The sequence below is a fragment of the Streptomyces sp. SA15 genome, from assembly GCF_002291145.1.
In the GTDB taxonomy this organism is placed as follows: domain Bacteria; phylum Actinomycetota; class Actinomycetes; order Streptomycetales; family Streptomycetaceae; genus Streptomyces.
The window spans coordinates 99,679-123,264 of record NZ_NTGE01000093.1 but is presented as its reverse complement, the minus strand read 5'-3'; the positions used below and the strand labels follow the sequence as shown (position 1 = coordinate 123,264).

At 69.5% G+C, this 23,586-nt stretch carries 17 protein-coding genes and 1 pseudogene; 4 read left to right on the top strand and 14 right to left on the bottom strand.

Annotated elements, in window-relative coordinates; genetic code table 11:
- Window positions 1-98: 98 nt before the first annotated feature.
- A complete protein-coding gene (locus CLM62_RS17400; RefSeq protein ID WP_095750790.1) occupies window positions 99-2,258 on the bottom strand; it encodes a RecQ family ATP-dependent DNA helicase in 2,160 nt (719 codons plus the stop codon).
- A 366-nt stretch (window positions 2,259-2,624) separates the two neighbouring features.
- Between CLM62_RS17400 and CLM62_RS17395 the strand changes: the two genes are divergently transcribed.
- Entirely contained in the window at window positions 2,625-3,260 is a 636-nt protein-coding gene (locus CLM62_RS17395) for a hypothetical protein (RefSeq protein ID WP_095750789.1), read from the top strand.
- A gap of 295 nt (window positions 3,261-3,555) precedes the next feature.
- On the opposite strand, the gene CLM62_RS17390 is transcribed toward CLM62_RS17395, so the two are convergent.
- Both CLM62_RS17390 and CLM62_RS17385 read right to left on the bottom strand, forming a co-directional pair.
- The gene (locus CLM62_RS17390; protein WP_095750788.1) at window positions 3,556-4,197 is read right to left on the bottom strand and encodes a hypothetical protein; all 642 of its coding nucleotides are present in this window, start codon (window positions 4,195-4,197) and stop codon (window positions 3,556-3,558) included.
- A 68-nt stretch (window positions 4,198-4,265) separates the two neighbouring features.
- Window positions 4,266-4,967 carry a ribonuclease HII gene (locus CLM62_RS17385; protein ID WP_095750787.1) on the bottom strand — a complete coding sequence of 234 codons (702 nt, stop codon included), beginning with the start codon at window positions 4,965-4,967 and terminating at the stop codon, window positions 4,266-4,268.
- Between the two features lie 183 nt (window positions 4,968-5,150).
- On the opposite strand from CLM62_RS17385, the pseudogene CLM62_RS17380 reads away from it, so the two are divergent.
- Window positions 5,151-5,538: pseudogene (locus CLM62_RS17380) on the top strand (MFS transporter); the annotation flags it as partial.
- 373 nt (window positions 5,539-5,911) lie between these two features.
- Here CLM62_RS17380 and CLM62_RS17375 read toward each other — a convergent pair.
- The 3 genes from CLM62_RS17375 to CLM62_RS17365 form a co-directional block, all read right to left on the bottom strand.
- Window positions 5,912-6,817 carry an ADP-ribosylglycohydrolase family protein gene (locus CLM62_RS17375; protein WP_095750786.1) on the bottom strand — a complete coding sequence of 302 codons (906 nt, stop codon included), beginning with the start codon at window positions 6,815-6,817 and terminating at the stop codon, window positions 5,912-5,914.
- 12 nt (window positions 6,818-6,829) lie between these two features.
- A complete protein-coding gene (locus CLM62_RS17370) occupies window positions 6,830-7,489 on the bottom strand; it encodes a histidine phosphatase family protein (protein ID WP_095750785.1) in 660 nt (219 codons plus the stop codon).
- A 153-nt stretch (window positions 7,490-7,642) separates the two neighbouring features.
- Window positions 7,643-8,248 (bottom strand): YdbC family protein, encoded by a 606-nt coding sequence (locus CLM62_RS17365; RefSeq protein ID WP_095750784.1) that lies wholly within the window; start codon window positions 8,246-8,248, stop codon window positions 7,643-7,645.
- A 149-nt stretch (window positions 8,249-8,397) separates the two neighbouring features.
- On the opposite strand from CLM62_RS17365, the gene CLM62_RS17360 reads away from it, so the two are divergent.
- On the top strand, window positions 8,398-8,931 hold the full coding sequence (locus tag CLM62_RS17360; RefSeq protein WP_095750783.1) for a TerD family protein: 534 nt from the start codon (window positions 8,398-8,400) through the stop codon (window positions 8,929-8,931).
- Window positions 8,932-9,036: 105 nt separating this feature from the next.
- Here CLM62_RS17360 and CLM62_RS17355 read toward each other — a convergent pair whose 3' ends face one another.
- Entirely contained in the window at window positions 9,037-11,916 is a 2,880-nt protein-coding gene (locus tag CLM62_RS17355; RefSeq protein ID WP_095750782.1) for a vitamin B12-dependent ribonucleotide reductase, read from the bottom strand.
- 164 nt (window positions 11,917-12,080) lie between these two features.
- Window positions 12,081-12,638, bottom strand: a complete 558-nt coding sequence (gene nrdR / locus CLM62_RS17350; RefSeq protein ID WP_095750781.1) for a transcriptional regulator NrdR — start codon at window positions 12,636-12,638, stop codon at window positions 12,081-12,083.
- Window positions 12,639-13,202: 564 nt separating this feature from the next.
- Between nrdR and lexA the strand changes: the two genes are divergently transcribed.
- The gene (lexA, locus tag CLM62_RS17345; RefSeq protein ID WP_095750780.1) at window positions 13,203-13,982 is read left to right on the top strand and encodes a transcriptional repressor LexA; all 780 of its coding nucleotides are present in this window, start codon (window positions 13,203-13,205) and stop codon (window positions 13,980-13,982) included.
- 151 nt (window positions 13,983-14,133) lie between these two features.
- On the opposite strand, the gene CLM62_RS17340 is transcribed toward lexA, so the two are convergent.
- The 6 genes from CLM62_RS17340 to CLM62_RS17320 all read right to left on the bottom strand — a co-directional run bounded on the left by CLM62_RS17340 (window position 14,134) and on the right by CLM62_RS17320 (window position 22,503).
- Window positions 14,134-16,107: an ATP-dependent DNA helicase gene (locus CLM62_RS17340; RefSeq protein ID WP_095750779.1), complete on the bottom strand. Its 1,974-nt coding sequence runs from the start codon at window positions 16,105-16,107 to the stop codon at window positions 14,134-14,136.
- 332 nt (window positions 16,108-16,439) lie between these two features.
- The gene (locus tag CLM62_RS17335; RefSeq protein WP_095750778.1) at window positions 16,440-17,264 is read right to left on the bottom strand and encodes a GNAT family N-acetyltransferase; all 825 of its coding nucleotides are present in this window, start codon (window positions 17,262-17,264) and stop codon (window positions 16,440-16,442) included.
- Window positions 17,265-17,303: 39 nt separating this feature from the next.
- Complete coding sequence (locus CLM62_RS17330) at window positions 17,304-19,316, bottom strand: IucA/IucC family protein (protein WP_095750899.1); 2,013 nt, start codon at window positions 19,314-19,316, stop codon at window positions 17,304-17,306.
- Between the two features lie 429 nt (window positions 19,317-19,745).
- Window positions 19,746-21,314: a diaminobutyrate--2-oxoglutarate transaminase family protein gene (locus CLM62_RS17325; RefSeq protein WP_373559155.1), complete on the bottom strand. Its 1,569-nt coding sequence runs from the start codon at window positions 21,312-21,314 to the stop codon at window positions 19,746-19,748.
- A 563-nt stretch (window positions 21,315-21,877) separates the two neighbouring features.
- A complete protein-coding gene (locus tag CLM62_RS53075) occupies window positions 21,878-22,228 on the bottom strand; it encodes a hypothetical protein (RefSeq protein ID WP_373559154.1) in 351 nt (116 codons plus the stop codon).
- 20 nt (window positions 22,229-22,248) lie between these two features.
- A complete protein-coding gene (locus tag CLM62_RS17320) occupies window positions 22,249-22,503 on the bottom strand; it encodes an ATP-binding cassette domain-containing protein (protein ID WP_179382127.1) in 255 nt (84 codons plus the stop codon).
- Window positions 22,504-23,586 lie beyond the last annotated feature (1,083 nt).

The following is a 23,586-nucleotide window of genomic DNA, read 5'->3' as shown; positions in this document are numbered from 1 at the left end:
GAGGAGGAGTCACGCCGATGATGCGTCGAGTCGACTTCCTGGCGCGCCCCACCACGGCAGATGCGACGAATGCGGGCGCACCCATGGACCGGGAAGGCTCAGCCTGCCGCGGCGAGGACCAACGGAAGAACCTGTTCGCTGCCCGCCTGGCGGAGCAGGCGGGCAGCGACTGCGAGGGTCCACCCGGAGTCGGTGTAGTCGTCCACGAGCAGGACGGGGCCTTCCGAGCGCGCCAGGGCACCGGCCAGCTCTTCGGAGACGGTCAAGGCGCCGGACAGCGCCCTGAGGCGTTGGGCGGAGTTGCTGCGACGTGCCGCGTGCGCGCCGCTCGGCCCGGTGTACATCAGCGTGCCGAGCAGGGGTAGGCGGCCGATCGTCGCGATTCCCTGGGCGAGGGAACCGACCAGTTGCGGGCGGGTCAGGGACGGTACGGCGACGACTCCTACCGGCCGGGCAGAGGCATCCGGGACATTCGCCGCCCAACCGCCCGGAGAGCGCGCCCAGTCGGCGAGGACCGCCACCGCGGCCCGCAGGACATCATCGGGGACGGGACCATCGGGCGCGTTCTCGGCCAGCAGCGGGCGGAGCCGGTTGCCCCAGCCGATGTCCGAGAGCCGCCCCAGGGCACGCCCGGTGGAGCACTGCTCCTTGGCCGGGATACGGCCCTTGAGGTCGATGCCCAGTGCGGGCATTCCCGTCGGCCACATCCGGCGCGGCTCAATCTCCATCCCCGGGCGATCCAGTTCCTTCGCCGCCCCGGTCAACGTCTCCGCCGAGACGGAGGAGTCGGCCCAGGCGCCCGCGCAGTTGTCGCAACGGCCGCACGCGGTCGCCCCCTCGTCGTCCAGCTGCCGGCGCAGGAACTCCATCCGGCACCCGGACGTGCTCACGTAATCGCGCATTGCCTGCTGCTCGGCCGCCCGCTGCCGCGCCACCCATGTGTAGCGCTCAGCCTCATACACCCAGTCGGCGCCTGTGGCCGTCCAGCCGCCCTTCACCCGCCTGACCGCGCCGTCGACATCCAGCACCTTCAGCATCGTCTCCAGCCGGCTGCGCCGAAGATCCACCGCCGCCTCCAGGGCCGGCACCGACAGCGGCCGTCCCGCGCCGGCCAGGGCCGAGAGGGTCTGGCGGACCTGCGCCTCGGGCGGGAAGGCGGTATCGGCGAAGTAGCGCCAGATGGCCTCGTCCTCCTTGCCCGGCAGCAGCAGCACATCGGCGTGGGCCACACCGCGACCCGCACGCCCCACCTGCTGGTAGTAGGCGATCGGCGAGGACGGCGAGCCGAGGTGCACCACGAATCCCAGGTCCGGCTTGTCGAAGCCCATCCCGAGCGCCGAAGTCGCGACCAGCGCCTTGACCCGGTTCTCCAGCAGGTCGACCTCGGCCTGCAGCCGGTCGGCGTTCTCCGTGCGCCCCGTGTAGGAGGCCACGCGGAAGCCGCGCTGCCGCAAGAAGGCGGTGGCCTCCTCGGCCGCGGCCACCGTCAGTGTGTAGATGATCCCGGAGCCCGGCAGCTCGTCCAGGTGCTCGGCGAGCCAGGCCAGGCGGTGCGCGGCGTCCGGCAGCTGGACGACACCCAGCCGCAGGCTTTCCCTCTCGAGCGGGCCGCGCAGTACCAGGGCCTCACCGGCGCCGGTACCCAACTGCTCAGCCACATCCGCGGTGACCCGCGCGTTGGCGGTCGCGGTGGTGGCCAGAACCGGCACGCCGGGGGCGAGCTCGGCGAGCATCGCCCGCAGCCGGCGGTAGTCCGGCCGGAAGTCATGGCCCCAGTCGGAGATGCAGTGCGCCTCGTCGACCACCAGCAGACCGGTCGTGGCCGCCAGCTTGGGCAGCATCTGCTCGCGAAAATCCACGGAATTAAGGCGTTCCGGACTTACGAGGAGAACATCGGTCTCGCCGCGCTCGACCTCCTCGTGGATGGTGTCCCACTCCTCCGGATTCGCCGAGTTGATGGTGCGCGCCCGGATGCCGGCCCGCGCGGCCGACTCGACCTGGTTGCGCATCAGCGCCAGCAACGGCGACACAATCACCGTCGGACCGGAGCCACGACGGCGCAGCAGAGCGGTGGCGACGAAGTACACCGCCGACTTGCCCCAGCCGGTGCGCTGGACCACCAGGGCCCGCCGGCGATCCTGCACCAGAGCCGCCACCGCCTGCCACTGATCCTCCCGCAGCCGCGCCGAACCCCCCGGGTCGCCGACGAGCTCAGCGAGGATGGCATCGGCTTCAGTGCGGAACTCCAGATCGTCCATGCCTCCATGCAACCCGACGCCACTGACAATCGGCCAATTCACCCAGCGTGACAATCAGCTCACAAATGGCCCACCGCTCGACGACATGACACCCACGCGCCGAACAGCCCGGCGACGGCGTACGCACGTGTCCTGCTCGAACGTCCCATGCGTTCGCCTCCTGAGCACCGGGTAGGGATATAAGACATCAACCGTCCGATAAGGGTCGGTAGGCCCAATTGCTCGTTGCCGCAACCAAGTTCGACAGGAAGAATTGAAGTCCGCTCCCCGCACGGCTCACCGTGGTCCGGTAGGGCTCCGCTGCGGTGTGCGCTCCCCCGAATCCGACCCCGCCCGCAGTGTGGGCGCGTAGCCGAAGGGAGGACCGTGACCTTCGGATTCGCTCCGTCCTCCGCGGCGTCGACGTCGTCGCCTGCCGATCTGTCCGCCGCATCCGCCAATCCTCTGTCCCGCATGCTCGAACCCGCGGAGTGGGCAGCCGCCGGAATCCCTCTGCTGCGCAATCCCCGCGAGGTCGTCAGCGGGCTGCACTCACGGCACCGTCCCCAGCCGGCGACCGCTATCGTGGCTGTCCTCGACCCCGACGAGCGGCTGCGGGCGAGCGCCTCATTCACGCGCCGCCCGGCGCCGGCGGACGGCTGGCTGTTCCGCAACGTGCTGCTCGCGCAGCTGCGCCGAGTGATCCCGCACGACCTGCGGCGCCGCACACCGGTGCGCACCGCCGTGCTGCTCTACTGCCGCGAGGGCGACGCGCGTTGGACGGAGGAGGACGGCGCGTGGATGTGGGGGCTGCGTGATGCCTGCACTCTGCACGGGCTGCGCTGCGGGGCGTACATCACGCTGACCCGGGACGGCTGGCAGGTCCTGGGCGAGGGCCGCGGCGGACGTCGCCCGAACGCGGACTCAGCGCCGGAGCCCTTCGCCCTGTCCGAGGCCCCGCCCCCGCCTCCGCGCACGGGCGGAGCCGTCTCGGAGGTCCTGCGCCGCGCGGCGGCCCGCTGACACCGACCGTGTTGGAGCGCCGGCCATGCGCCGTGTCGTGGGCCCGCCAACGTCATAGCGGCGCATGGCGCACATCCGAGGCTCTACGACGGACCGGGCGGCATCCCCTGGGCCGACGACGGCCGAGCGCACTCCTGGGACTGTTCGGGCATGCGCACGCACATTGCCGCCCCGGCTCCGCGCCCGAAGCGCCGCCGCCTGGGCGCGCGCACGCCGGAACGTCCGCCGTGCAGGTGCCGCCGCGGCGGCACCTCTCGTCACCCCCCGACGTCCCTCAGGACGTACCGGACGTGGCTCAGACGCCGACGCCGAGCACCGAGTTGATCTGCTGCGGGTCACCGCAGACGATCAGCAGGGCACCGGCCCGGGCATGGGCCAACGGCAGGGCGTCGGCGGCAGCCGCGTCGGAACCGCCGTTGACGGCGACCACGACCACGGGACGGGACGCCGCACGGGACGCCACGGCGGCGTCCGCGTAGAAGACGTCGTCGCCGGCGTCATGCTGCGCCCAGTAGGAGGCTTCGCCGAAGGACAGTTCGTGGGCGGCCCACGGGTGCTGTTCGCCGGTGGTGATCACCAGCACGTCCCCGGGGGCTCGGCCCGAGTCCAACAGCAGGTCGACGGCTTCTTCGGCAGCATCGAGCGCACCCTCGGCGGAGGCCGGGATCAGCTGGATCTGCGGGGTCGCCGCAGCCGGAGCGGCGGCGACAGGGGCGGCCGGGCCCGACGGTTCGGGCTTGGCCACGGCCACGTCACGCGGCGTACGTTGCACCGGCGGCGCGGGCCGCAGAGGGCCGGGGCGACCGGGGCGCGGGTGAGCAGCGGGGCGGGGGCCGGGTACGGGACGGGGGGTCGGCGCGGTACGGCCGCTGGCCGGAGTGGCGCGGGGACCCTGGGCACTCTCGTGAATCTGAGGCTCCTCGGGAATGAGAGGCATGAGCTGATGTTTATCAAACGTTGGTACGGCCCGCGTGGGCGGGTGGCACATGAGTGCGAGCGGAATCGTCAGAAATCGAAGCCGAGCTGACCCTCGATCTCCGGAACGCTTCCGTCCGCCCAGTTGCGGGCCTTCTTGAGGTGCCGCCACTGGGGCAGCGCATCAAGATACGCCCACGACAACCGGTGGTACGGGGTGGGTCCCCGCTCCGCCAGTGCGGCCTTGTGCACGGGCGACGGATACCCGGCGTTGGCCGCAAAATCGAAGTCTGCATGGTCGATACCCAGTTCGGCCATCATTTTGTCGCGCTGAACCTTGGCAATCACGGAGGCCGCCGCGACGGCCACGCATGACTGGTCGCCCTTGATCACCGTGCGGACCTTCCAGGGCGTACCGAGATAGTCGTGCTTCCCGTCGAGGATCACCGCGTCGGGAGGGACAGGCAGGGCCTCCAGGGCACGCACCGCCGCGATCCGCAGGGCGGCCGTCATCCCCATCTCGTCGATCTCATCCGCGGAGGCGTGCCCCAGGGCGTAGGACGTCACCCAAGTCCGCAGCGCTTCGGCGAGCTCGGTACGCCGCTTGACGGTGAGCAGCTTTGAGTCGGTTAGGCCCTCCGGGGGCCGACGCAGTCCGGTGATCGCCGCGCAGACGGTGACGGGGCCGGCCCACGCACCGCGCCCCACCTCGTCGACACCGGCAATGATCTTCGCTCCGGTCGTGGCGCGAAGGGAGCGCTCGACGGTGTGAGTAGGCGGTTCGTACGGCATGGCGCCCTTAGCCTACGCCGACCGGATCACCCTCCGACACCCCGGTTTCCCCGAACGGCTTCACGGGCGCCGCCAACTTCGATCACCCCTCGGCCGGCCGCAGCAGGAAGCATCAACTGGTCGATCATCTCTTCGAGATCCTGGTCACCCCATTCGCTTGCGCAAAGATTGGAGCGGTACATCATCATCGCCGTCTCCGGTGTCGCCCAGCACGAGGCGGGCGCGGCGTCCGGTCTGCTCAACACCACGCAGCAGGTGGGCGGTTCGCTCGGCCTGTCCATCCTGACGACGGTGTTCGGTTCGGCCAGCAGGACGAAGCGGAGAAGCAGATGCCGCAGTTCCTCGCCGACGGTTCGCCGGCGCAGAAGGCGGAATTCGCCCAGACGCATCAACTGCCCGCTCCTTGGGGGCACGTTGGGGGCACGAGGTGCTCGCGCAGGGCATCTCGACGGGCTTCATCGCGGCCTCGGCGATGGCCGTACTCGCCCTGGTCACCGCCTGGTTGGTGATCAAGGTCCGCAAGAGCGACCTGGAGGCCCTCGCCGGCACGGCGGGTCCGGGCCTGGGCTGACACGGCCCGGCTCCCGATGAGCTGCGGATGGCCGGACCCGGTCCGGGGGACAGACGGCGAGGACACCGGTCCGGTCATCCGCGTTCCGGCCACCACGACAACTACTGCCACCACGGCCGTCAGCATCGTCAGACACAACACGTACCGCATGACCACCTCCCGCGGCCTCTCGTCGGTCACTGGTCTGTGCAAACCCATGGATCACACAGCGAACACCACGACAACGCCCGGACGGTCACGCAGAGTTCCCACCGCACACAGAGAGTTTCCACAGCCCACCCGGGCGCATCCGCCGAGAACCGACGGGCGCTCATAGGTACGGCAAGCAACTCAGTAAGACGGCCCGCCGGGGACGGCAGGGCGATCAGTCAGGTCAGACGGAGTTCGGAACCCACTCGGGCAACGCCTCGGTCTGCTCAACCCACTCGGCCGGAGGAGTCCCCGCCTTCCCTGAGGCGATCACCCCGCCCACGATGGCGCAGTTCGTGTCCACGTCACCGCCGACCTGCGCGGTTGTCCAGAACGCCTGCTCGTAGTCCCCCAAAGCTCTGGCGGCCGACCAGAGTGCGAAGGGCACGGTGTCGTGGGCGGTCGTACGCCGACCGCAGCCCAGTACGGCCGCGACGGTGCCGGCGTCGGCGTAGTCGAGCATGTCCCGGGCTCGCCGCAGTCCCGCGCCGACGGCACTCTTCGGGACGAGTGCGATGACGCCGTCGAGGAGCGCCTCCGGACTGGACGGGCCACCGGGAGCCGCGGCCAGCGAGGCGGCCGCGGCGACGGCCATGGCGCCGACCACCGCCTCGCGGTGCTGGTGCGTCGGGTACGCCGAGATCTCCGCCTGGTGGGTCGCCTGCTCCGGGTCGTCCGCGTACCAGGCGCCCAGCGGTGCGATCCGCATCGCGGCGCCGTTGCCCCAGGACCCCTGGCCGTTGAAGAGCGCGGCGGCGAGCTCCCGCCAGTCACCGCCTTCCCGGATCAACCGCAGCAGACGGTTGACGGCGGGGCCGTAGCCCCGGTTGAAGTCGTGGTGCTCGGCGAAGGAGCGGGCCAGTGCGTCCTGGTCGATGCGCTGGTGAGCGACCAGGACGGCGACCACGGAGCAGGCCATCTCCGTGTCGTCCGTCCACTGCCAGGGGCCGGACGGCAGCTCGCGGCTCCTCAACAGCGGGTAGTTCACCGGCACGAAGAACTGTGAGCCCAGCGCGTCACCCACCGCCAGTCCGCGCAGGCTGGCCAGGGCACGCTCCAGGCGCCGGCCGGGAGAGGAGTCAGCGGTCATCGCCCTGCCACCCTATCCAGTGATCCCGTACGGGTCCGGATCCCGCCAGCGCTCGAAGGGCCGGTCCATCACGTACTTGCCGTCGTCCCCGAGAACGAGCATCCGCATCTCCGCGTTCCCCGGGTTCGACAGCGACTCGAACTCCGCGACCGTCCAGTGGAACCAGCGCATGCAGAACAGGCGCATGGCCAGGCCATGGGTCACCAGCAGCACGTTCGGCGGGTGGTCGGGGGCCTCGAAGCTGCGGTACAGGCTCTCCAGGAAGCCGCCGACCCTGTCGTACACGTCGGCACCGGACTCGCCCTGGGCGAAGCGGTAGAAGAAGTGGCCGTACGCGTCCCGGTAGGCCTTCTGAAGCCGGACGTCGTCACAGTCCTGCCAGTTTCCCCAGTCCTGCTCGCGCAACCGGGGCTCCTCGCGCACCCGTATGAGCTCGGGGTCCAGGTGGAAGGCGCGGAGCGTCTCATGCGTGCGGCGGTACGGGGAGACATACACGCTCACCCGCTCGCGGCCGAACAGCTCGCGCAGCCGTTTGCCCGTCTCCTCAGCCTGCCGCCAACCCCGCTCGGTCAACGCCAGTGAGTGGTCGGGTTCACGCTCATACACGGTGTCATCAACATTGCCCGTTGACTCGCCGTGTCGGACAAGGACGATGCGCCGTGGTCGTGCCATGCCAAAACCCTAGATCGAGTGAGGTCCCATCGAGCACTCGTACGGGCTCTATACAGCGTAGGTCACACACTTCCCGCACGGCGGACCACACCAAGACGCACGATCGAACGGGTCCGGATTTCAAACCGCCGTGCACGGGTCGAGGTCCGGACATCAAACCGTCCAGGTCGGTTCCAGCTCCACGATGTCGCCCGTGAGGGACGCGACGTCCGTTTCTGTCTGGGCGCGCAGGGCGAGCCGCTCCACGCGCTCGGTGCGGTACTTGCCGTGTTCGGCGGCCGACCGCCACATCGACAGCACCAGGAACTCGTTTCCCGGCGCCTCGCCGAACAGTCCGCGGATCATGCCGGGTGAGCCGGCCATCGCCGGGTTCCAGACCTTCTCCTGCATCAGCGTGAAATGCTCGGCACGCTCCTCGTGCACACGGCAGTGGGCGACCCGCACCAGGTCGGCGTCCGTGAACCGCGGTTCGAAGCCGGTCTTCACATCGAAGCGGTAATCGAACAGCTTGACCTGGATGTCCTTGAAGGTGCCGGACTGGGCCGCCGCCAGCCGGTCGTGGGAGCGGGCCATGAAGGAGTCGTAGAAGGCACGGCTCTCCCAGAAGGCGAAGATGTGCGCCACGCCCTGCCGTCCCCTGCTCCAGCCCCCACCCTGTCCCCGAAACCCCGGCTCTCCCAGAAGCCCCGCCCACTTTCGCTGCCCCCGCTCGAACCCCCGGCGGTCCACGACGGTGCAGCGAATCCACTTGACCAGCACCGCGCCATCGTAAGGCCACGGAGCGTGGCGCCGGTCACGCTCGGACGGAGTGCTCGTCCGCAAGCTGCCGCGGGCGCGTGGCAGGATGGACAATCTGCCGTGCCTGCCCGGTAGTTCGGGTCGGCGACACAGGGGGAAGGGGAAGTCTGGTGAACGTCCTCAGCAAGGGGATCCGCAAGGTCGAGATCGCCCTCAAGTGGGACCCGAGTCCGGCGGGGCAGCCGCCCACCGATCTGGACATAGTCGCCGCGACCTACCTGGCGAGCGATCCGTACGGGGATCCCGCCTATGTGGTGCACTTCGACAGCCGTTCCCCCGATGGCACCATCTACCTCAACCGCGACAGCAAGGACGGCAAGGGCTTCGGCTGGGACGAGGTCCTTACGGTGGAGCTCGAACGGCTCGACGCCCGCTACGCGCGCGTGGTGGTCGGCGTCGTCATCCAGCAGCGCCCCGGTCACCGCACCTTCGTCAGTGTGATCAACCCGGCCCTGCGCATACGTGAGGGCTACACCGACCTGGCCGAGGACAATTTCGGCGGTGTGCTCGGAGCGACGGCGGCGACAGTCGCGGAGTTCCTACGGGAGGAGTCCGGCGTCTGGGACTTCCACCCCGGCATCCACGGTTTCGAGGACGACCCCGCGTCCTTCACGGCGATCATGGGCCGCACGCGCCGGGCCTGAGTGGGTTCAATACGACGAGGAGGGGCGCCGGCTCGTGGCCGGCGCCCCTCTTTTTCGGGACTCTTCAGGGACTACCTGTCGGGCGGGGACGCCCCCGACCCGGTGTCAGCTGCAGCCGCTGGTCGAGCCGCAACCTTCGCAGATGTAGCAGGAGCCGGCCCGCTGCATCTTCGTACCGCAGGAGAAGCAGAGCGGGGCGTCGGCCTGGATGCCCAGCTGCATCTCCACCAGTTCGGCGCTGGTGTGGGCCTGCTGCGGAGCGGGCTTGGCCGCCTCGACCTCTGCCTTCGGAGTGGCGACGGCCTTCAACTCCTGGGCGCGCGGCGCCGACTGGGCCAGGCCCTCGACGTCGACCTCGTCTTCGGAGGGCTCGTAGGAACCCGTCTCCAGGTGGCGCTGGCGCTCCTCGGCGGAGTGGATGCCGAGTGCGGAACGGGTCTCGAAGGGCAGGAAGTCGAGCGCCAGGCGACGGAAGATGTAGTCGACGATCGACTGCGCCATCCGCACGTCCGGGTCGTCCGTCATACCGGCCGGCTCGAAGCGCATGTTCGTGAACTTCGAGACGTAGGTCTCCAGCGGAACGCCGTACTGCAGGCCCACGGAGACAGCGATGGAGAAGGCGTCCATCATGCCCGCGAGGGTCGAGCCCTGCTTGGACATCTTCAGGAAGACCTCGCCCAGGCCGTCGTCCGGGTAGGAGTTGGCGGTCATGTAGCCCTCGGCGCCGCCCACGGTGAAGGACGTCGTGATGCCGGGACGGCCCTTGGGGAGGCGCTTGCGGACCGGGCGGTACTCGACGACTTTCTCGACCTTGGTCTCCGCGACAGGCTCCTCGGCCTTCTCCTTCTCCTTGGTCTTGGCGGAGAGGGGCTGGCCGACCTTGCAGTTGTCGCGGTAGATGGCGAGCGCCTTGACGCCCATCTTCCACGCCTCGAAGTAGACTTCTTCGACGTCCTCGACGGTCGCCGACTCCGGCAGGTTGACCGTCTTGGAGAGCGCGCCGGAGATCCACGGCTGGATCGCGGCCATCATGCGGACGTGGCCCATCGCGGAGATGGAGCGCTCGCCCATGGCGCAGTCGAACACCTCATAGTGCTCGTGCTTGAGGCCGGGGGCGTCGATCACGTTGCCGTGCTCGGCGATGTGGGCGACGATCGCCTCGATCTGCTCCTCCTGGTAGCCCAGGCGGCGCAGGGCCTGCGGAACGGTGCCGTTGACGATCTGCATCGAGCCGCCGCCGACCAGCTTCTTGAACTTGACGAGGGCGAGGTCGGGCTCAAGGCCGGTGGTGTCACAGGACATCGCGAGACCGATGGTGCCGGTCGGGGCGATGACGGACGCCTGGGAGTTACGGAAACCGTTCTTCTCGCCGAGGCGCAGCACGTCCTGCCAGGCCTCCGTGGCGGCGGCCCAGATCGGCGTGTCCAGGTCGTCCATGCGGACGGCCTTGGCGTTCTCGTCGGAGTGCTGCTTCATGACGCGCAGGTGCGGCTGGGCGTTGCGGGCGTAGCCGTCGTACGGGCCGACGACCGCGGCGAGCTCGGCGGAGCGCTTGTACGACGTGCCGGTCATCAGGGAGGTGATGGCGCCGGCGAGGGCGCGGCCGCCGTCGGAGTCGTACGCGTGGCCGGTCGCCATCAGCAGGGCGCCCAGGTTGGCGTAGCCGATGCCGAGTTGGCGGAACGCGCGGGTGTTCTCGCCGATCTTCTGGGTCGGGAAGTCCGCGAAGCAGATGGAGATGTCCATCGCCGTGATGACGAGCTCGACGACCTTCGCGAAGCGCTCGATCTCGAAGGACTGGTTGCCCTTGCCGTCGTCCTTCAGGAACTTCATCAGGTTCAGCGAGGCGAGGTTGCAGGACGTGTTGTCCAGGTGCATGTACTCGCTGCAGGGGTTCGAGCCGTTGATACGGCCGGACTCCGGGCAGGTGTGCCAGTGGTTGATGGTGTCGTCGTACTGGATGCCGGGGTCGGCGCAGGCCCAGGCGGCCTCGGCCATCTTGCGGAAGAGGGTCTTGGCCTCCACCTCTTCGATGACCTCGCCGGTCATCCGCGCGCGGAGGCCGAACTTGCCGCCCTGCTCGACCGCCTTCATGAACTCGTCGTTCACACGGACCGAGTTGTTGGCGTTCTGGTACTGGACGGACGTGATGTCGTCGCCGCCCAGGTCCATGTCGAAGCCCGCGTCGCGCAGGGCTCGGATCTTCTCCTCTTCCTTCACCTTGGTCTCGATGAAGTCCTCGATGTCGGGGTGGTCGACGTCGAGGATGACCATCTTGGCGGCGCGGCGGGTGGCGCCACCGGACTTGATCGTTCCTGCGGAGGCGTCGGCACCGCGCATGAAGGAGACCGGGCCGGAGGCGTTGCCGCCGGAGGAGAGGAGTTCCTTGGAGGAACGGATGCGGGAGAGGTTCAGGCCGGCGCCGGAGCCGCCCTTGAAGATCATGCCCTCTTCCTTGTACCAGTCGAGGATCGACTCCATGGAGTCGTCGACGGACAGGATGAAGCAGGCGGAGACCTGCTGGGGCTGAGCCGTGCCGACGTTGAACCAGACGGGGCTGTTGAAGCTGAAGATCTGGTGCAGGAGGGCGTACGCCAGCTCGTGCTCGAAGATTTCGGCGTCGGCGGGCGAGGCGAAGTACTTGTGGTCCTCACCGGCCTTCCGGTACGTCTTCACGATGCGGTCGATCAGCTGCTTGAGGCTGGTCTCGCGCTGCGGGGTGCCGACGGCACCGCGGAAGTACTTGCTGGTGACGATGTTGACCGCGTTCACCGACCAGAAGTCGGGGAACTCGACGCCACGCTGCTCGAAATTGACCGAGCCGTCGCGCCAGTTGGTCATGACGACGTCACGGCGCTCCCAGGCCACCTCGTCGTACGGGTGCACGCCGGGGGTGGTGTTGATGCGCTCGATGCGCAGTCCCTTGGCCGCCTTCGTGCCCTTGGCGCGGGAACTCCGTGCCGGACCGCTCGCCGTCTCTGTCATGCCGCCTCCCTGTACGGGCTAAAACGCCCTGAAGTGCCCCGATGTTCCCGTGGCACGGTGTTCTGTCTGGTGTTGCGGGCACCCTCGCTACCGCCCGCAACAGGTCTTCTCATCGCCGCAACCCGGCCTGATCCGGAGCCCGAGGCCCCGGTCCGGCCCACCGGTCAGTCGGCGGTGCGTGCGGGCTCAGGGACCTGAGCAGTCCCTCCGGACCCGCTGTCGTCTTCCTGGCTCCCCGTGACAGCACCGTCGCGGTCCTCGTCGTCCGCGGCGGGGGGTCCCGTCTCCCTGAGTTCCGCGATGGCGGCCTCAAAGTCCTCGAGCGAGTCGAACGCCCGGTAGACGGAGGCGAATCGCAGATAGGCGACGAGATCGAGCTCCTGCAACGGGCCGAGTATGGCCAGCCCCACGTCGTGGGTGGTCAGCTCGGCGCTTCCGGTGGCCCGCACAGCCTCCTCGACCCGTTGGCCGAGCTGGGCGAGCGCGTCCTCAGTGACAGGCCGTCCCTGGCATGCCTTGCGCACGCCGTTGATGACCTTGGTACGGCTGAAAGGCTCGGTGACTCCGGACCGCTTCACCACCATGAGCGAGCACGTCTCCACGGTCGTGAAACGACGGGAGCAGTCAGGGCACTGGCGGCGCCTGCGGATCGACGTGCCGTCGTCGGTCGTACGACTGTCGACGACGCGGCTGTCGGGGTGCCTGCAGAAGGGGCAGTGCATAAACTCCCAACCCTCCTCACAGCAGACTCAATAGCCTCAGAGACCTCTTGGGCCCCAGAAGCAGCCCCAAGCATAGGCGATCGCCGAGGGCCCGAAGACCCGGGGGACCACAACTTCTGGGCCACTGCTGCAATCCAACCACTAGATGTGGGGATTGGCTCATACACACACGCCTTACGCGCGCGTCGCGCCCGTATTGGCATGTGCCATGCGACCGCACCGCCGCACCGACACTCACAGGCGCACAGCCGTATCGCCACGGGGCATGCGGAGATAGCGTGAGCGCCACAGGGAGGGCACGTGGGGTTCCCGCACAGATGGGGGCCGGTTCCCGGTTGACGGGATGGCGGATGGCAAACTGGGGCGGCAACCCACGAGGTCGCCACCTCGGCGGTGAAGAGTACAACGATGGGCCGCTTTGTCCGCTAGGCGCCGCGTCAGCCATACACCCAGACACATGATCAAGTCAGGCGATTCGCGTTTTTTCACTCGAACGTGTGTTTGGCGCAACCTTTCGAAAGCAACTACCGTTGTGCAGCAGGGAGACCATCGAGAGGGGCCGACGTGACCACCACCGCAGACAGTGCCACCATCACTGCCCAGGACCGCTCCCAGGGCCGATTCGAGCCGGTGCATGCGATGAACGAAGCCACCAATCCCGAGGGACACAAGCGTTCCCTGCCGGGCCGACCTCCAGGCATTCGCGCGGACAGCTCCGGACTCACCGACAGGCAGCGCCGGGTGATCGAGGTGATCAGGGACTCGGTGCAGCGGCGTGGCTACCCGCCGTCGATGCGGGAAATCGGCCAGGCGGTCGGCCTCTCCAGCACCTCCTCGGTCGCACACCAGCTGATGGCACTGGAGCGCAAGGGCTTCCTGCGCCGCGACCCGCATCGCCCGCGCGCGTACGAGGTGCGCGGCTCCGACCAGGCCGCCTCCGCACAGCCCACGGACACCGCCGGCAAGCCCGCCGCGTCGTACGTCCCGCTGGTCGGCCGCATCGCCGCCGGTGGCCCGATCCTCGCTGAGGAGTCCGTCGAGGACGTCTTCCCTCTCCCCCGACAGCTGGTCGGTGACGGTGAACTGTTCGTCCTCAAGGTCGTCGGTGACTCCATGATCGAGGCCGCGATCTGCGACGGCGACTGGGTCACCGTCCGCCGCCAGCCGGTCGCCGAGAACGGCGACATCGTCGCCGCCATGCTCGACGGCGAGGCCACCGTCAAGCGCTTCAAGCGCGAGGACGGCCACGTCTGGCTCCTCCCGCACAACGCGGCGTACGAGCCGATTCCCGGCGACGACGCGACCATCCTCGGCAAGGTGGTGGCGGTGCTGCGGCGCGTGTGACGGCTGCGGCGGGCGGGCCGGACGGCCCCGTCCCCTGACCGGACCCCGGGACCCCTGCGCCGGTTCCGGGGTCCTGTGCTGTACGGGACACCATCAGGCGTCCCTGACGCGTACGTTGGCCTGACCGGTGGCGGTCAGGCCAACGCGCTTTTCACGCCTCTGCCTGCTTCGCCGCCGCGTCGATCGCGGCCAGCGACTTCCGGACCTGGCTACGGTCCGTGGTGTACCAGAAGTCAGGCAGTGACGCCTTCAGATAGCTTCCGTACCGGGCCGTGGCAAGTCGCTGGTCCAGTACGGCGACCACACCGCGGTCTCCTGAAGCCCGTACGAGGCGGCCGGCTCCCTGAGCCATCAGCAGGGCCGCGTGTGTGGCGGCCACCGCCATGAAGCCGTTGCCGCCGGCGTCCTCCACCGCCTTCTGGCGGGCGCTCATCAGCGGGTCGTCCGGCCGCGGGAACGGGATCTTGTCCATGACGACCAGTTGACAGCTTGGGCCGGGGACGTCGACGCCCTGCCAGAGCGACAACGTGCCGAAGAGGCACGTCCCGGGGTCGGCCGCGAAGTTCTTGATCAGTTCGCCGAGGGTTTCCTCGCCCTGGAGGAGGATCGGGAACTCGGGGATCCGGGAGCGCAGCTCCTCCGCGGCCAGCTGAGCGGCCCGCATCGAGGAGAACAGGCCCAGCGTGCGGCCGCCCGCCGCCTGGATCAGCTCGGTGAGTTCGTCGAGCATGTCGGCGCGGTCGCCGTCCCGCGCGGGTCGCGACAGGTGCTTCGCGACGTACAGGATGCCCTGCTTGGGGTAGTCGAAGGGCGATCCGACATCGACGCCCCTCCACTGGGGTACGTCGTCGCCCTCCGTGCCCTCGGGGGCGAGGCCCAGTGAGGCACCGACGCCGTTGAAGTCGCCGCCGAGTTTCAGCGTCGCGGATGTCAGGACCACCGAGCGGTCCGCGAAGAGCTTCTCCCTCAGCAGGCCCGAGACGGACATGGGAGCGACACGCAGGGAGGCGCCGAAGCGGTCGTGCCGCTCGTACCAGACGACATCCCACTCGGAGCCGTTCGTGATCCGCTCCGCCACGTCGTGCACGCTTTCCACGGAAGCGAGCGCCTGCTTGCGGACCGCGTCCTCGTCCTGGACGGACTTGTCGCGGGTCGCGCCGATCGCGGAGATGACCGTACGGCATGCGTCCCGCAGTGCCATGAGCGCGTAGCCGAGATCCTCCGGGATCTCCTCGAGACGGCCGGGCAGGGCCAGTTCCATCAGCCGCTCGAAGCCCTCGGCCGCGGTCTGGAGCTGGTCGGCGGCCTTCTCGTTGACCAGCTTGGCCGCGCGGCGCACCGCACGATTGACCTGGCCCGGCGTGAGCTCGCCCGTGGCGACCCCGGTCACGCGGGAGACCAGCTCGTGCGCCTCGTCGACGATCAGCACCTCGTGCTGTGGGAGAACCGGGGCGCCCTCGATGGCGTCGATGGCGAGCAGTGCGTGGTTGGTGACGACGACCTCGGCCAGCTTGGCGCGCTCGCGGGACATCTCGGCGAAGCACTCGGCGCCGTAAGCGCACTTCGAGGCGCCCAGGCACTCCCGCGACGAGACCGACACCTGGGCCCAGGCGCGGTCGGACACACCCGGCGTGAGGTCGTCGCGGTCGCCGGTCTCGGTCTCGTCCGCCCAGTCGCGCAGCCGCAGCAGGTCCTGGCCCATTTTGCTGGTGGGGGCGGCCGCCTCGAACTGGTCGAAGAGGCCCTCTTCCTCGTCCTGCGGGACGCCCTCGTTGAGGCGGTGCAGACACAGGTAGTTCGACCTGCCCTTCAGCATCGCGAATTCCGGGCGGCGGCGCAGCAGCGGGTGCAGCGCATCGACTGTGCGCGGAAGGTCACGCTCCACGAGCTGGCGCTGGAGGGCGAGGGTGGCGGTCGCTACGACGACGCGCTCCCCGTGCGCGAGCGCGGGCACCAGATAGCCGAGCGACTTTCCGGTGCCGGTGCCGGCCTGGACCAGCAGGTGGGAGCCGTCGTCGATCGCGTCCGCGACAGCTTGGGCCATGGTCACCTGGCCGGGGCGCTCCGTGCCGCCGACGGCAGTGACGGCAGCATGCAGGAGTTCGGGGAGTGAGGGCTTCGTCATAGCGCGACCACCCTACGGCCCGGCACTGACAAACGAGTGATCACGGCTGGAACGAGGGGCGGGATCAAGACCGGGTGCTCCTCGGGTGAGTGTTGGACGGGTTCGGTCGAGAGCTGGATGGGCGCGTTCGGGTTCGAGGTGGGTCGATTGCGGGCCGGAATCGCTTCAATTCCGGCCGACGCCGGCTCGGTCACGTCTGATGTCGGACTCGGTTTCGGCAGCGATCGGGCGCGGTCACGGCGGGGCCGACTCGGCTTGAAAAACATTCGGCGCGAGTGGGAACCGGATCGGCGCGGGCGGTGTACCAAAAGTGATGACGCTGCGACGTGGCGTCACAGCAGATGGCACAGGGACCGGTCTCGGACCATGAGGGCGGCCCGCTTGGCGGGCAGGTCGACTTCGGCGGAGAAGCGGAAGCCGGCACTCAGGAAGGCGGCGATGGAGGGAATGTTGCGAAGGTCGGGTTCCGCGACGACGCGGGCACAGGCAGACCGCTTGTCGAGCACGAGATCGGCGACGGCTCTCAGCAGAGCACTGCCTAGCCCTCGCCCGCGGCCGGCGAGACCTCCGATGAGGAGATGGATACCGGTGTCGTGCGGTCGAGCGGGGTAGCGGCGGGCCAGCGGATCGAGATCCGCCCGGTAGATCTCCCAATAGCTCATGGGAGTGCCATCGAGCACCCCGAGGCACGGGACGCTGCGTCCGTCGCCGGTGAACTGCGCCCGCAAGTGGTCCTCAGTGACGGACGGGGGCCCGGCCATGTCCCAGAACGCTGCGACAGCGGGGTCGTTCATCCAACGGCTGACGAGCGGTAGGTCGCGCTCGACGCGCACGGGGACGAGATAGAACACGCCCACGGGGGTGGTGGTAGGCCCCCAGTCGGCGACGCGGTCGAGCAGGTCGTCGGCTGGGGAGAGGCCGAAGGCGGGCGGGGCCGTGCCGTCGTCTCGGGCCCGTGCTGCGAGGGAGTCAGTCCGCTCGTCCTCGATGAGCGCGAGGAGTTCGTCGGGGAGGCGGAAGTCCAGGGTGTCCTCGCTGTCCTGGCCCAATCCGACGAGGGTGTCGGTGCGGTTCTCGCCGACACCGGGGCTCGTATCGGTACCGATGTCGGCGACGGGGGCGGTACCTACGTTGGCACTCGCGTCAGCGGGAGGCACGACGAGGCTCCTCTCAGGAGGTGGGGTGGGTCATGGTCCTCAGAGATGAAGGGGATTGGCGATGGTGACGTAGACGGACTGGGTGTCCACCGGGCCGACGAGTTCGTCGAGGCCGTGCAGGCGGGTCAGCAGGTTGGCCTTGCAACGCAGGACGGGAGAGTCGAGCAGACGGGCGGGCAGCGTGGTGCGCAGCTTGGCAGGGCCGGAGGCCACGTCGTCGAGGAAGCGGCGGAAGGCGGCGAGCAACAGCCGTTCGTCGGCCAGGCGCTGGGAGCCGAAGGCGCCGATGAGGCCGAGAACGTTGTTGATGGCGAGGTAGTACGCGAACCGCTCGTCGGTGACCTCGTCGGAGACGAAGGGGTCGCTGTGCTCGCCGATGCCGGGGAGCCGGGCGTCGAGTTCCGCGCGCCGGGACTCACGGAAGTAGTAGCCCTGGTTGTCGCGGTAGCGGCCGCCGGCGGGCCAGCCGTCGCTGTCCAGCAGGAGCAGGGTGTTCTGCTGGTGGGCCTCAAGGGCGATCCCCGCCTCCGCGTCCAGCCACAGCACCGGGCGGACGACCTGCTCGAGGTAGCGCAGGAACCACTCTGCGGCCACGGCTCCCTGAGAGCGGCCGGTCCGGATGACGAGGTGTGTGACGAGCTCAGCCAGCCGGGACCGCACGAGTGGTCGGTCGGCATTCCGACGGCCTGCGGCATCGGCTGGTCGGGCGTGAGGTCGGGGCGCGACAAGCCCGGCGATGCAGGAGACGTCGTCCAAAGGACTGAAGGGGTTGTGCCGGATCATCACGTCGAGTCCTGGCACCGGGCTGCCGTCCGGCCCGTCGACCGCGATCCAGGCAGGGTCACGGACGATGTCGAACGCCGGATGGACCGCCTGCCATTGCTTGGCCAGACCCCTGCGCAGCAGCCGGTGGACCTCGACGCCGCGGTGGAGTTCCTTGCGGAGGTTCTCACGACGGGAGTTGGTGATGCGCAGGCCCAGTGACAGCTTGAGCATGGCGGGGGCGCCGGATTGGTGGACGGTACGAACGGAGGAGGTGGGGTGCCATGGGGAACCGTGCGAGCCGAGGTCCTGGAGCAGTCCTGCGTCGAGCAGGGCCGCGGTTTCGGGGCGGTGCCGAACCTCGCGCAGTTGCCACGGGTGCAGTGGCAGGGCCGTGTGGCCGTCGGGCAGCGGCAGTCCGGTGCCGGCGAGGCGTGCGGTGAGTTGGGCTGCAGGGACTGGGCGACCGCGTTCGGTCCAGGCCGAGTCGGTAGCGAGTACGGAGGAGGCGACAGCCATCCAGTGCAGGGGGAAGGAACCGCGCAACTCGGGCGAGTACGGCTGCGCTTCGGCCTCGGAGAGGCCCTCACGGCTCTTCGGGGTCGGGTGCAGAGGATGCCCGAGGATGAGCGCCTGTTCGGCTGCGAGGAAGAGGTCGGGTGTGTCGGCAGGGTGTTTCCGGCGGTCGCTGACGAAGGTGACGGTTCGCCGGACAGAGTCGGCCACGCGGGCGACCAGGTCGGCACCGCCGGCGGCGACCTGGGCGAGAGCACCGGACTGCTGGGCGGGAGTGTCGGGTGTGGGGAAACGGGTCCCGGCCTCGGGCACTGCGGCCTCGCTCGCGATGGAGAAGGCAGTGGTCGAAGGGGCAGCAGCGCCGGTCCCGGAGGCGGTGCCGGCGGTCGATGAGGTGGCAGCGCCGGTACCGAGTGTCTCCCGGGCGAGCAGTGCGGCGACGGTGACGGCGTCGACCGGCGGGGCCTGCTCGGGGGTGTCGGCGAGGTACGGGAGGCCAAAGCGGTGCCAGCCTGTCGGGGACCAGTAGCGGACCGGGGCGAGCAGGGCCGTACCGCTGACGGGGAGGGGGATGCGGAGGATGTCGGCGTCGGGGGCGGGGAGGTTGGCTTCGCGCGTCCAGCAGCGCAGCAGGTTCTCCACAGTTGCGGCCTCGGCCGCCGTATGGGGGTCGGGATGCTCCAGGAGATGTGCGGTGGCGACGTGCGGCCGCTCGGCTTCGGGGGACCGCCGCGGCGCTGGGGTTTCCGGGGGCTGCGTGGGAGATCCCGGGATCTCTCTTCCCGGTACCGCGGACTGCCTGGCCGCGACTACCTCAGCTCCCTGCCCCGAGGGCTCTCGCCGCACCGCGGTCTCTCCGCCCGGACCCGAGGCCTCCTGCCGTGGTCGGACGGCGCGTGTCGGGGCTGACGCGGGTGTTGGTTGCCGGGAGGTCTGCTCTCCGGAGGATGCTGGGTCGTCCGAGAGGGCACGGCCGCCGGGTGCGGGGGTGGGGTTCAAGGCTCTGTTCCTCGGAGTGGTTCTGGCTCGTGCGGCCGGGGCGGTCGGCGTCGTGGTGCAGCGAGTCGTGTGGGGGGCTGGGGTGTTCAGGAAGTCGAGCGGTTCGGCTGGAGGTGAGTCGTGTTCAGGGACAGGTCGGTCGGTAGAGGGCTGAGGGACGGTGGCGGCGTCGGTGTGGGAACGCGCTGGGGCGCGGCCGCTGGGCTACCCCGCACGCTCGACGCGGACACCGTGCCGACTGGTCCGGTGGCGCTGCTGGTGCGTCTCGTCGCCGCGTGCGTGGCGCTGGGCCACCGTTTTCACCGCGTCGGACAGTCGGTCCAGTACTGCGGCCGCCTGCTCGTCGGTGATCGTCAGTGGCGGCAGCAGACGTACGACGCTCGCGTGGCGACCTCCGAGCTCGACGATCAGACCACGTCGCAGGCATTCCCGCTGGACAGCGGCCGCGAGTTCGGGGGCAGGAGGCCGAGGCCCGGGAGGGAGGCCGAGTCCCGCCGCCTGCCGCCTCACGTCTTCAACTGGGCCGAGGCCTCGCGAGGCTGCGGCGTCGGCGGCACCGGATCGGCCGGAGTCTGTGGCAGCGCCGGCGCCGACAGGCGCAAGGCCGAAGACTCCCGTCCCGTCCCCAATAGGCTCAGAATCCCCCTCAAGGTCCACGAACTCCACGCCGATCATCAGACCCCGGCCTCGCACCTCACCGATGACGGGGAACTCCCGGGCAAGTTCCCGCAGTTGGACGACCATGCGGGAGCCGAGAGCCGCCGCTCGTTCCGCGAGGCGGTTTTCGCGGACGTAGGCCAGAGTCGCCGTGCCTGCGGCCATGGCGAGCTGGTTGCCGCGGAACGTGCCTGTGCGGGCGCCGGGTTCCCCGATGTCGAGGTCGTCGCGGTAGACCACGACGGCCAGGGGCAGGCTGCCCCCGATGGCCTTGGAGAGGACCATCACGTCGGGGGCGACCCCGCTGTGGTCCACCGCCCAGAAGGCGCCCGTGCGTCCGACGCCCGTCTGGACCTCGTCGGCGATCAGCGGGATGGACCGGGCGGCCGTGATCTCGCGCATGCGCCGCATCCACGCGTCGGGCGCGGGAATCACCCCGCCCTCGCCCTGGACGGGTTCGAGGATCATCCCGGCGGGCAGGGGGGACCCCGACTCGGGGTCGTCGAGGACGGACTCGGTCCAGCGGGCGGCGAGTTCGGAGCCGCGTGCGCCGCCGACGCCGAACGGGCAGCGGTAGTCCTGCGGATAGGGCAGGCGCGCGACCCGCATGTCGCAGGCGAGGGCCGACGCTTCGAGCGCTGTGTCGGTCATCCCATGGTGGGCGCCGGTGAAGGCGAGCATGCCCGTGTGCCCGGTCGCTGCCCGGACCAGCTTGAACGCGGCCTCCACCGCGTCCGTACCGCCCGGTCCGCAGAACTGCACGCGCGCACGGTCGGCGAGTTCGGGCGGCAGGGTCTGGAACAGTTCAGTGGTGAAGGCGTCCTTGACGGGGGTCGCCAGGTCGAGGACGTTCAGCGGTGCGCCCGAGTCGAGGACCTTGCGGATCGCCTCCAGGACCACGGGGTGGTTGTGGCCGAGGGCCAAGGTCCCCGCGCCCGAGAGGCAGTCCAGGTAACGGCGGCCGTCCGCACCCTCGATCGTCAGTCCGCGCGCCCGCACGGGCACGATCGGCAGTGCGCGCGCATAGGTACGTGCCGCCGACTCGCGCGCCGACTGGCGCCGCAGGATGCCTTCGTGCAAGAAGCTCGCCCCGGCAGAATCACGCACTGCGGGCACCTCCGCATGACCGGACAGCTCCGCGGCCCGCGGCCCGGCATCCAGGCGCACTCCCGCGGCCGGACGGGTCCCTGCGGCTTCGGACACCGCCACGGGCTCGCGCACCTCTGCCAAGTCACGCGCTTCCGCCGAGTCGCGCACCTCCGCCGACCCTCGCACCCCAGCCGAGTCGCGAACCTCCGCAGACCCTCGCACCCCAGCCGAGTCGCGCACCTCCGCGGACCCTGAACCTTCCACCCCAAGCGAGTCCTGCACCTCCGACGACCCTAGAACTCCAGTTGAGTCGTGCACCTCCACAGACCCTCCGACCCCAACCGACCCGAAACTTCCTCCAGACACAGACTCGGTCACGTGTCCCGCCGTCCTCTCCCTGTCCAGGCGCAAGCGATCCCTCGCGCCCTCGTCCCCGACGCGGCCCCCAACCCGACATACGCACCCCAGCGAGCGATCACTCGACAGCTCGGGGGAATTGGGCCCGGGGACCCGACCGGCCGTCACCGGCGGCAGGCCAAGTCCCCGTCGTTGCCCGCACCGCTCCCCCACCGCTACCAACCCCGGACCACTCACCGGGTTACGGGTTGCCTCAAGATCCTTGCCGTGACGGAACCGTTGCCGGTCCAGAGCGGCACCGGGTGAAGATGGGTGGTGCGGGCGGTGCTCATTGGGCGGTCGACGGCGGCCTCGCTCTCCGTGTCGAGGTTGGAGACCGCCTCGTCGAGGACGAGGACAGGCGCGTCGGCGAGGAGGGCGCGGGTGTGGGCCAGGCGCTGGCGCCGGCCGCCGCAGAGGTGGGTGCCGCGCCCTCCCGCCCGGGTTTCGTAGCCGTGCGGAAGGTCGCGGACGATGAAGTCGTGGGCGTGGGCCGTGCGGGCCGCCGCTTCTGCCTCGGCGTCGGAGGCGTCGGGGCATGCGATGCGGATGTTGTCGCGGACGCTCAGGTCGAAGGGGTAGGTGTTCTGGGGACCGCAGCGATCAGCCGCCGGGACCGGGCCAGGGGTAGGTCACGCAGGTCGTGGCTGTCGATCGTGATCGTGTCGCCGGTGGGGTCCCAGTGGCGCTGGAGTAGCGCGGCGCAGGTGCTCTTGCCCGCGCCGGAGTGTCCGGCGAGCGCCACCGTGGACCCGGCGAGGATGGTGAGGCGATCCCCTCCGTCGCGTCGGGCAGGTCGGGAGCGTATCGGAAACTGCACGTCCTCGAAGGTGATGGTGGGATCCAGTGTGGCCGGACCGCCGGTGGCCGGGCGGCGGTGTCAGCGACGTCCGGGCGCTCGGTGAGGATCTCGGTCAGTCGGCCAGCTGGTTTCCTGAGCGGAGGCGGGCAACGCTTCTCGACGGTTCTTGGCAGCACTCAGCGATCAAACGGCTCGGCAATGTCGATGAGAACTGACAACGCAGGAAGAGCCGAGTGACCGTGACCGCGTTGTGTCGTTGCTTGCGTCGGCTGTCCGGACGTAGTGAGTCAGCGATGCGGCAACTGATCGGTTCCCGCGTCCAGTTGGAGGGCCTGCCGCACCCATCGGGGCTGAGCAGTTGGCCGGCCTCAGCCCGGAGGAACGCGCCGCAGCCGCGCCGTCCTTTTCGTGGCGGGAGCCGGTGAGCGCAGTGCCCAACGGACAAGGGTCACCAGCGGCGGCTGTCGTGACGTTCGCCGTGTTTCTGTGGGGCGGTGCTGGTGCCGCGCCACTGGTTGCCTCAAGGGGATGAACGGCAGCTCGGCGTGGCAGGCGGCCTCGCCTCGTTTGTGGCAACAGGGGTATTCATGGCGGTCGGTCGGTGGGCCGACGGCGAGCAGCCCTTGCCGTCCTCAGGCCACATGGACGAGCTGCCCGCGCCAGTTGCGCCGCTGGAACTCGGGAGGGCCAGATGGGCCGGACGTCGAATAGATCCGGCAACTCTCGCAACGGAATTCACAACTCAGCCGGTGGTCAGATCGGTAAGAACATCCGGAATAGCGCCGCGGCAATCGTCACGATCGGCATGGTCATCTTCGCTGCCCTCGCCGCAATCGTGTGATTGCTTGTCGCGGTGCTCCGTGCCGAGGAGGGAGCACCGCCGAGCGCCGAAGTCTCCGTCAGCCCGGCGGCTGAGGCATCGGGGTCCACGACTGAGCTCAGTGGACTGGGTAAACTACGGAGGGTCACATGTGACGGATATCACAGTCATATCGGGTCATAATCTGGCATTTTTAGTGGGGACCATTGCTCACCAGGAGGAAGTTCGCCAGCGCATGGCTCATGGAGCCCGCCCCGCCCCTCGCACTCCAGCTCCTCGCC

Coding starts and splice junctions, on each gene's coding strand:
- CLM62_RS17400 (WP_095750790.1), bottom strand. CDS start 2,258: ATGGACGATCTGGAGTTCCGCACTGAAGCCGATGCCATCCTCGCTGAG.
- CLM62_RS17390 (WP_095750788.1), bottom strand. CDS start 4,197: ATGCCTCTCATTCCCGAGGAGCCTCAGATTCACGAGAGTGCCCAGGGT.
- CLM62_RS17385 (WP_095750787.1), bottom strand. CDS start 4,967: ATGCCGTACGAACCGCCTACTCACACCGTCGAGCGCTCCCTTCGCGCC.
- CLM62_RS17375 (WP_095750786.1), bottom strand. CDS start 6,817: ATGACCGCTGACTCCTCTCCCGGCCGGCGCCTGGAGCGTGCCCTGGCC.
- CLM62_RS17370 (WP_095750785.1), bottom strand. CDS start 7,489: ATGGCACGACCACGGCGCATCGTCCTTGTCCGACACGGCGAGTCAACG.
- CLM62_RS17355 (WP_095750782.1), bottom strand. CDS start 11,916: ATGACAGAGACGGCGAGCGGTCCGGCACGGAGTTCCCGCGCCAAGGGC.
- nrdR (WP_095750781.1), bottom strand. CDS start 12,638: ATGCACTGCCCCTTCTGCAGGCACCCCGACAGCCGCGTCGTCGACAGT.
- CLM62_RS17340 (WP_095750779.1), bottom strand. CDS start 16,107: ATGACGAAGCCCTCACTCCCCGAACTCCTGCATGCTGCCGTCACTGCC.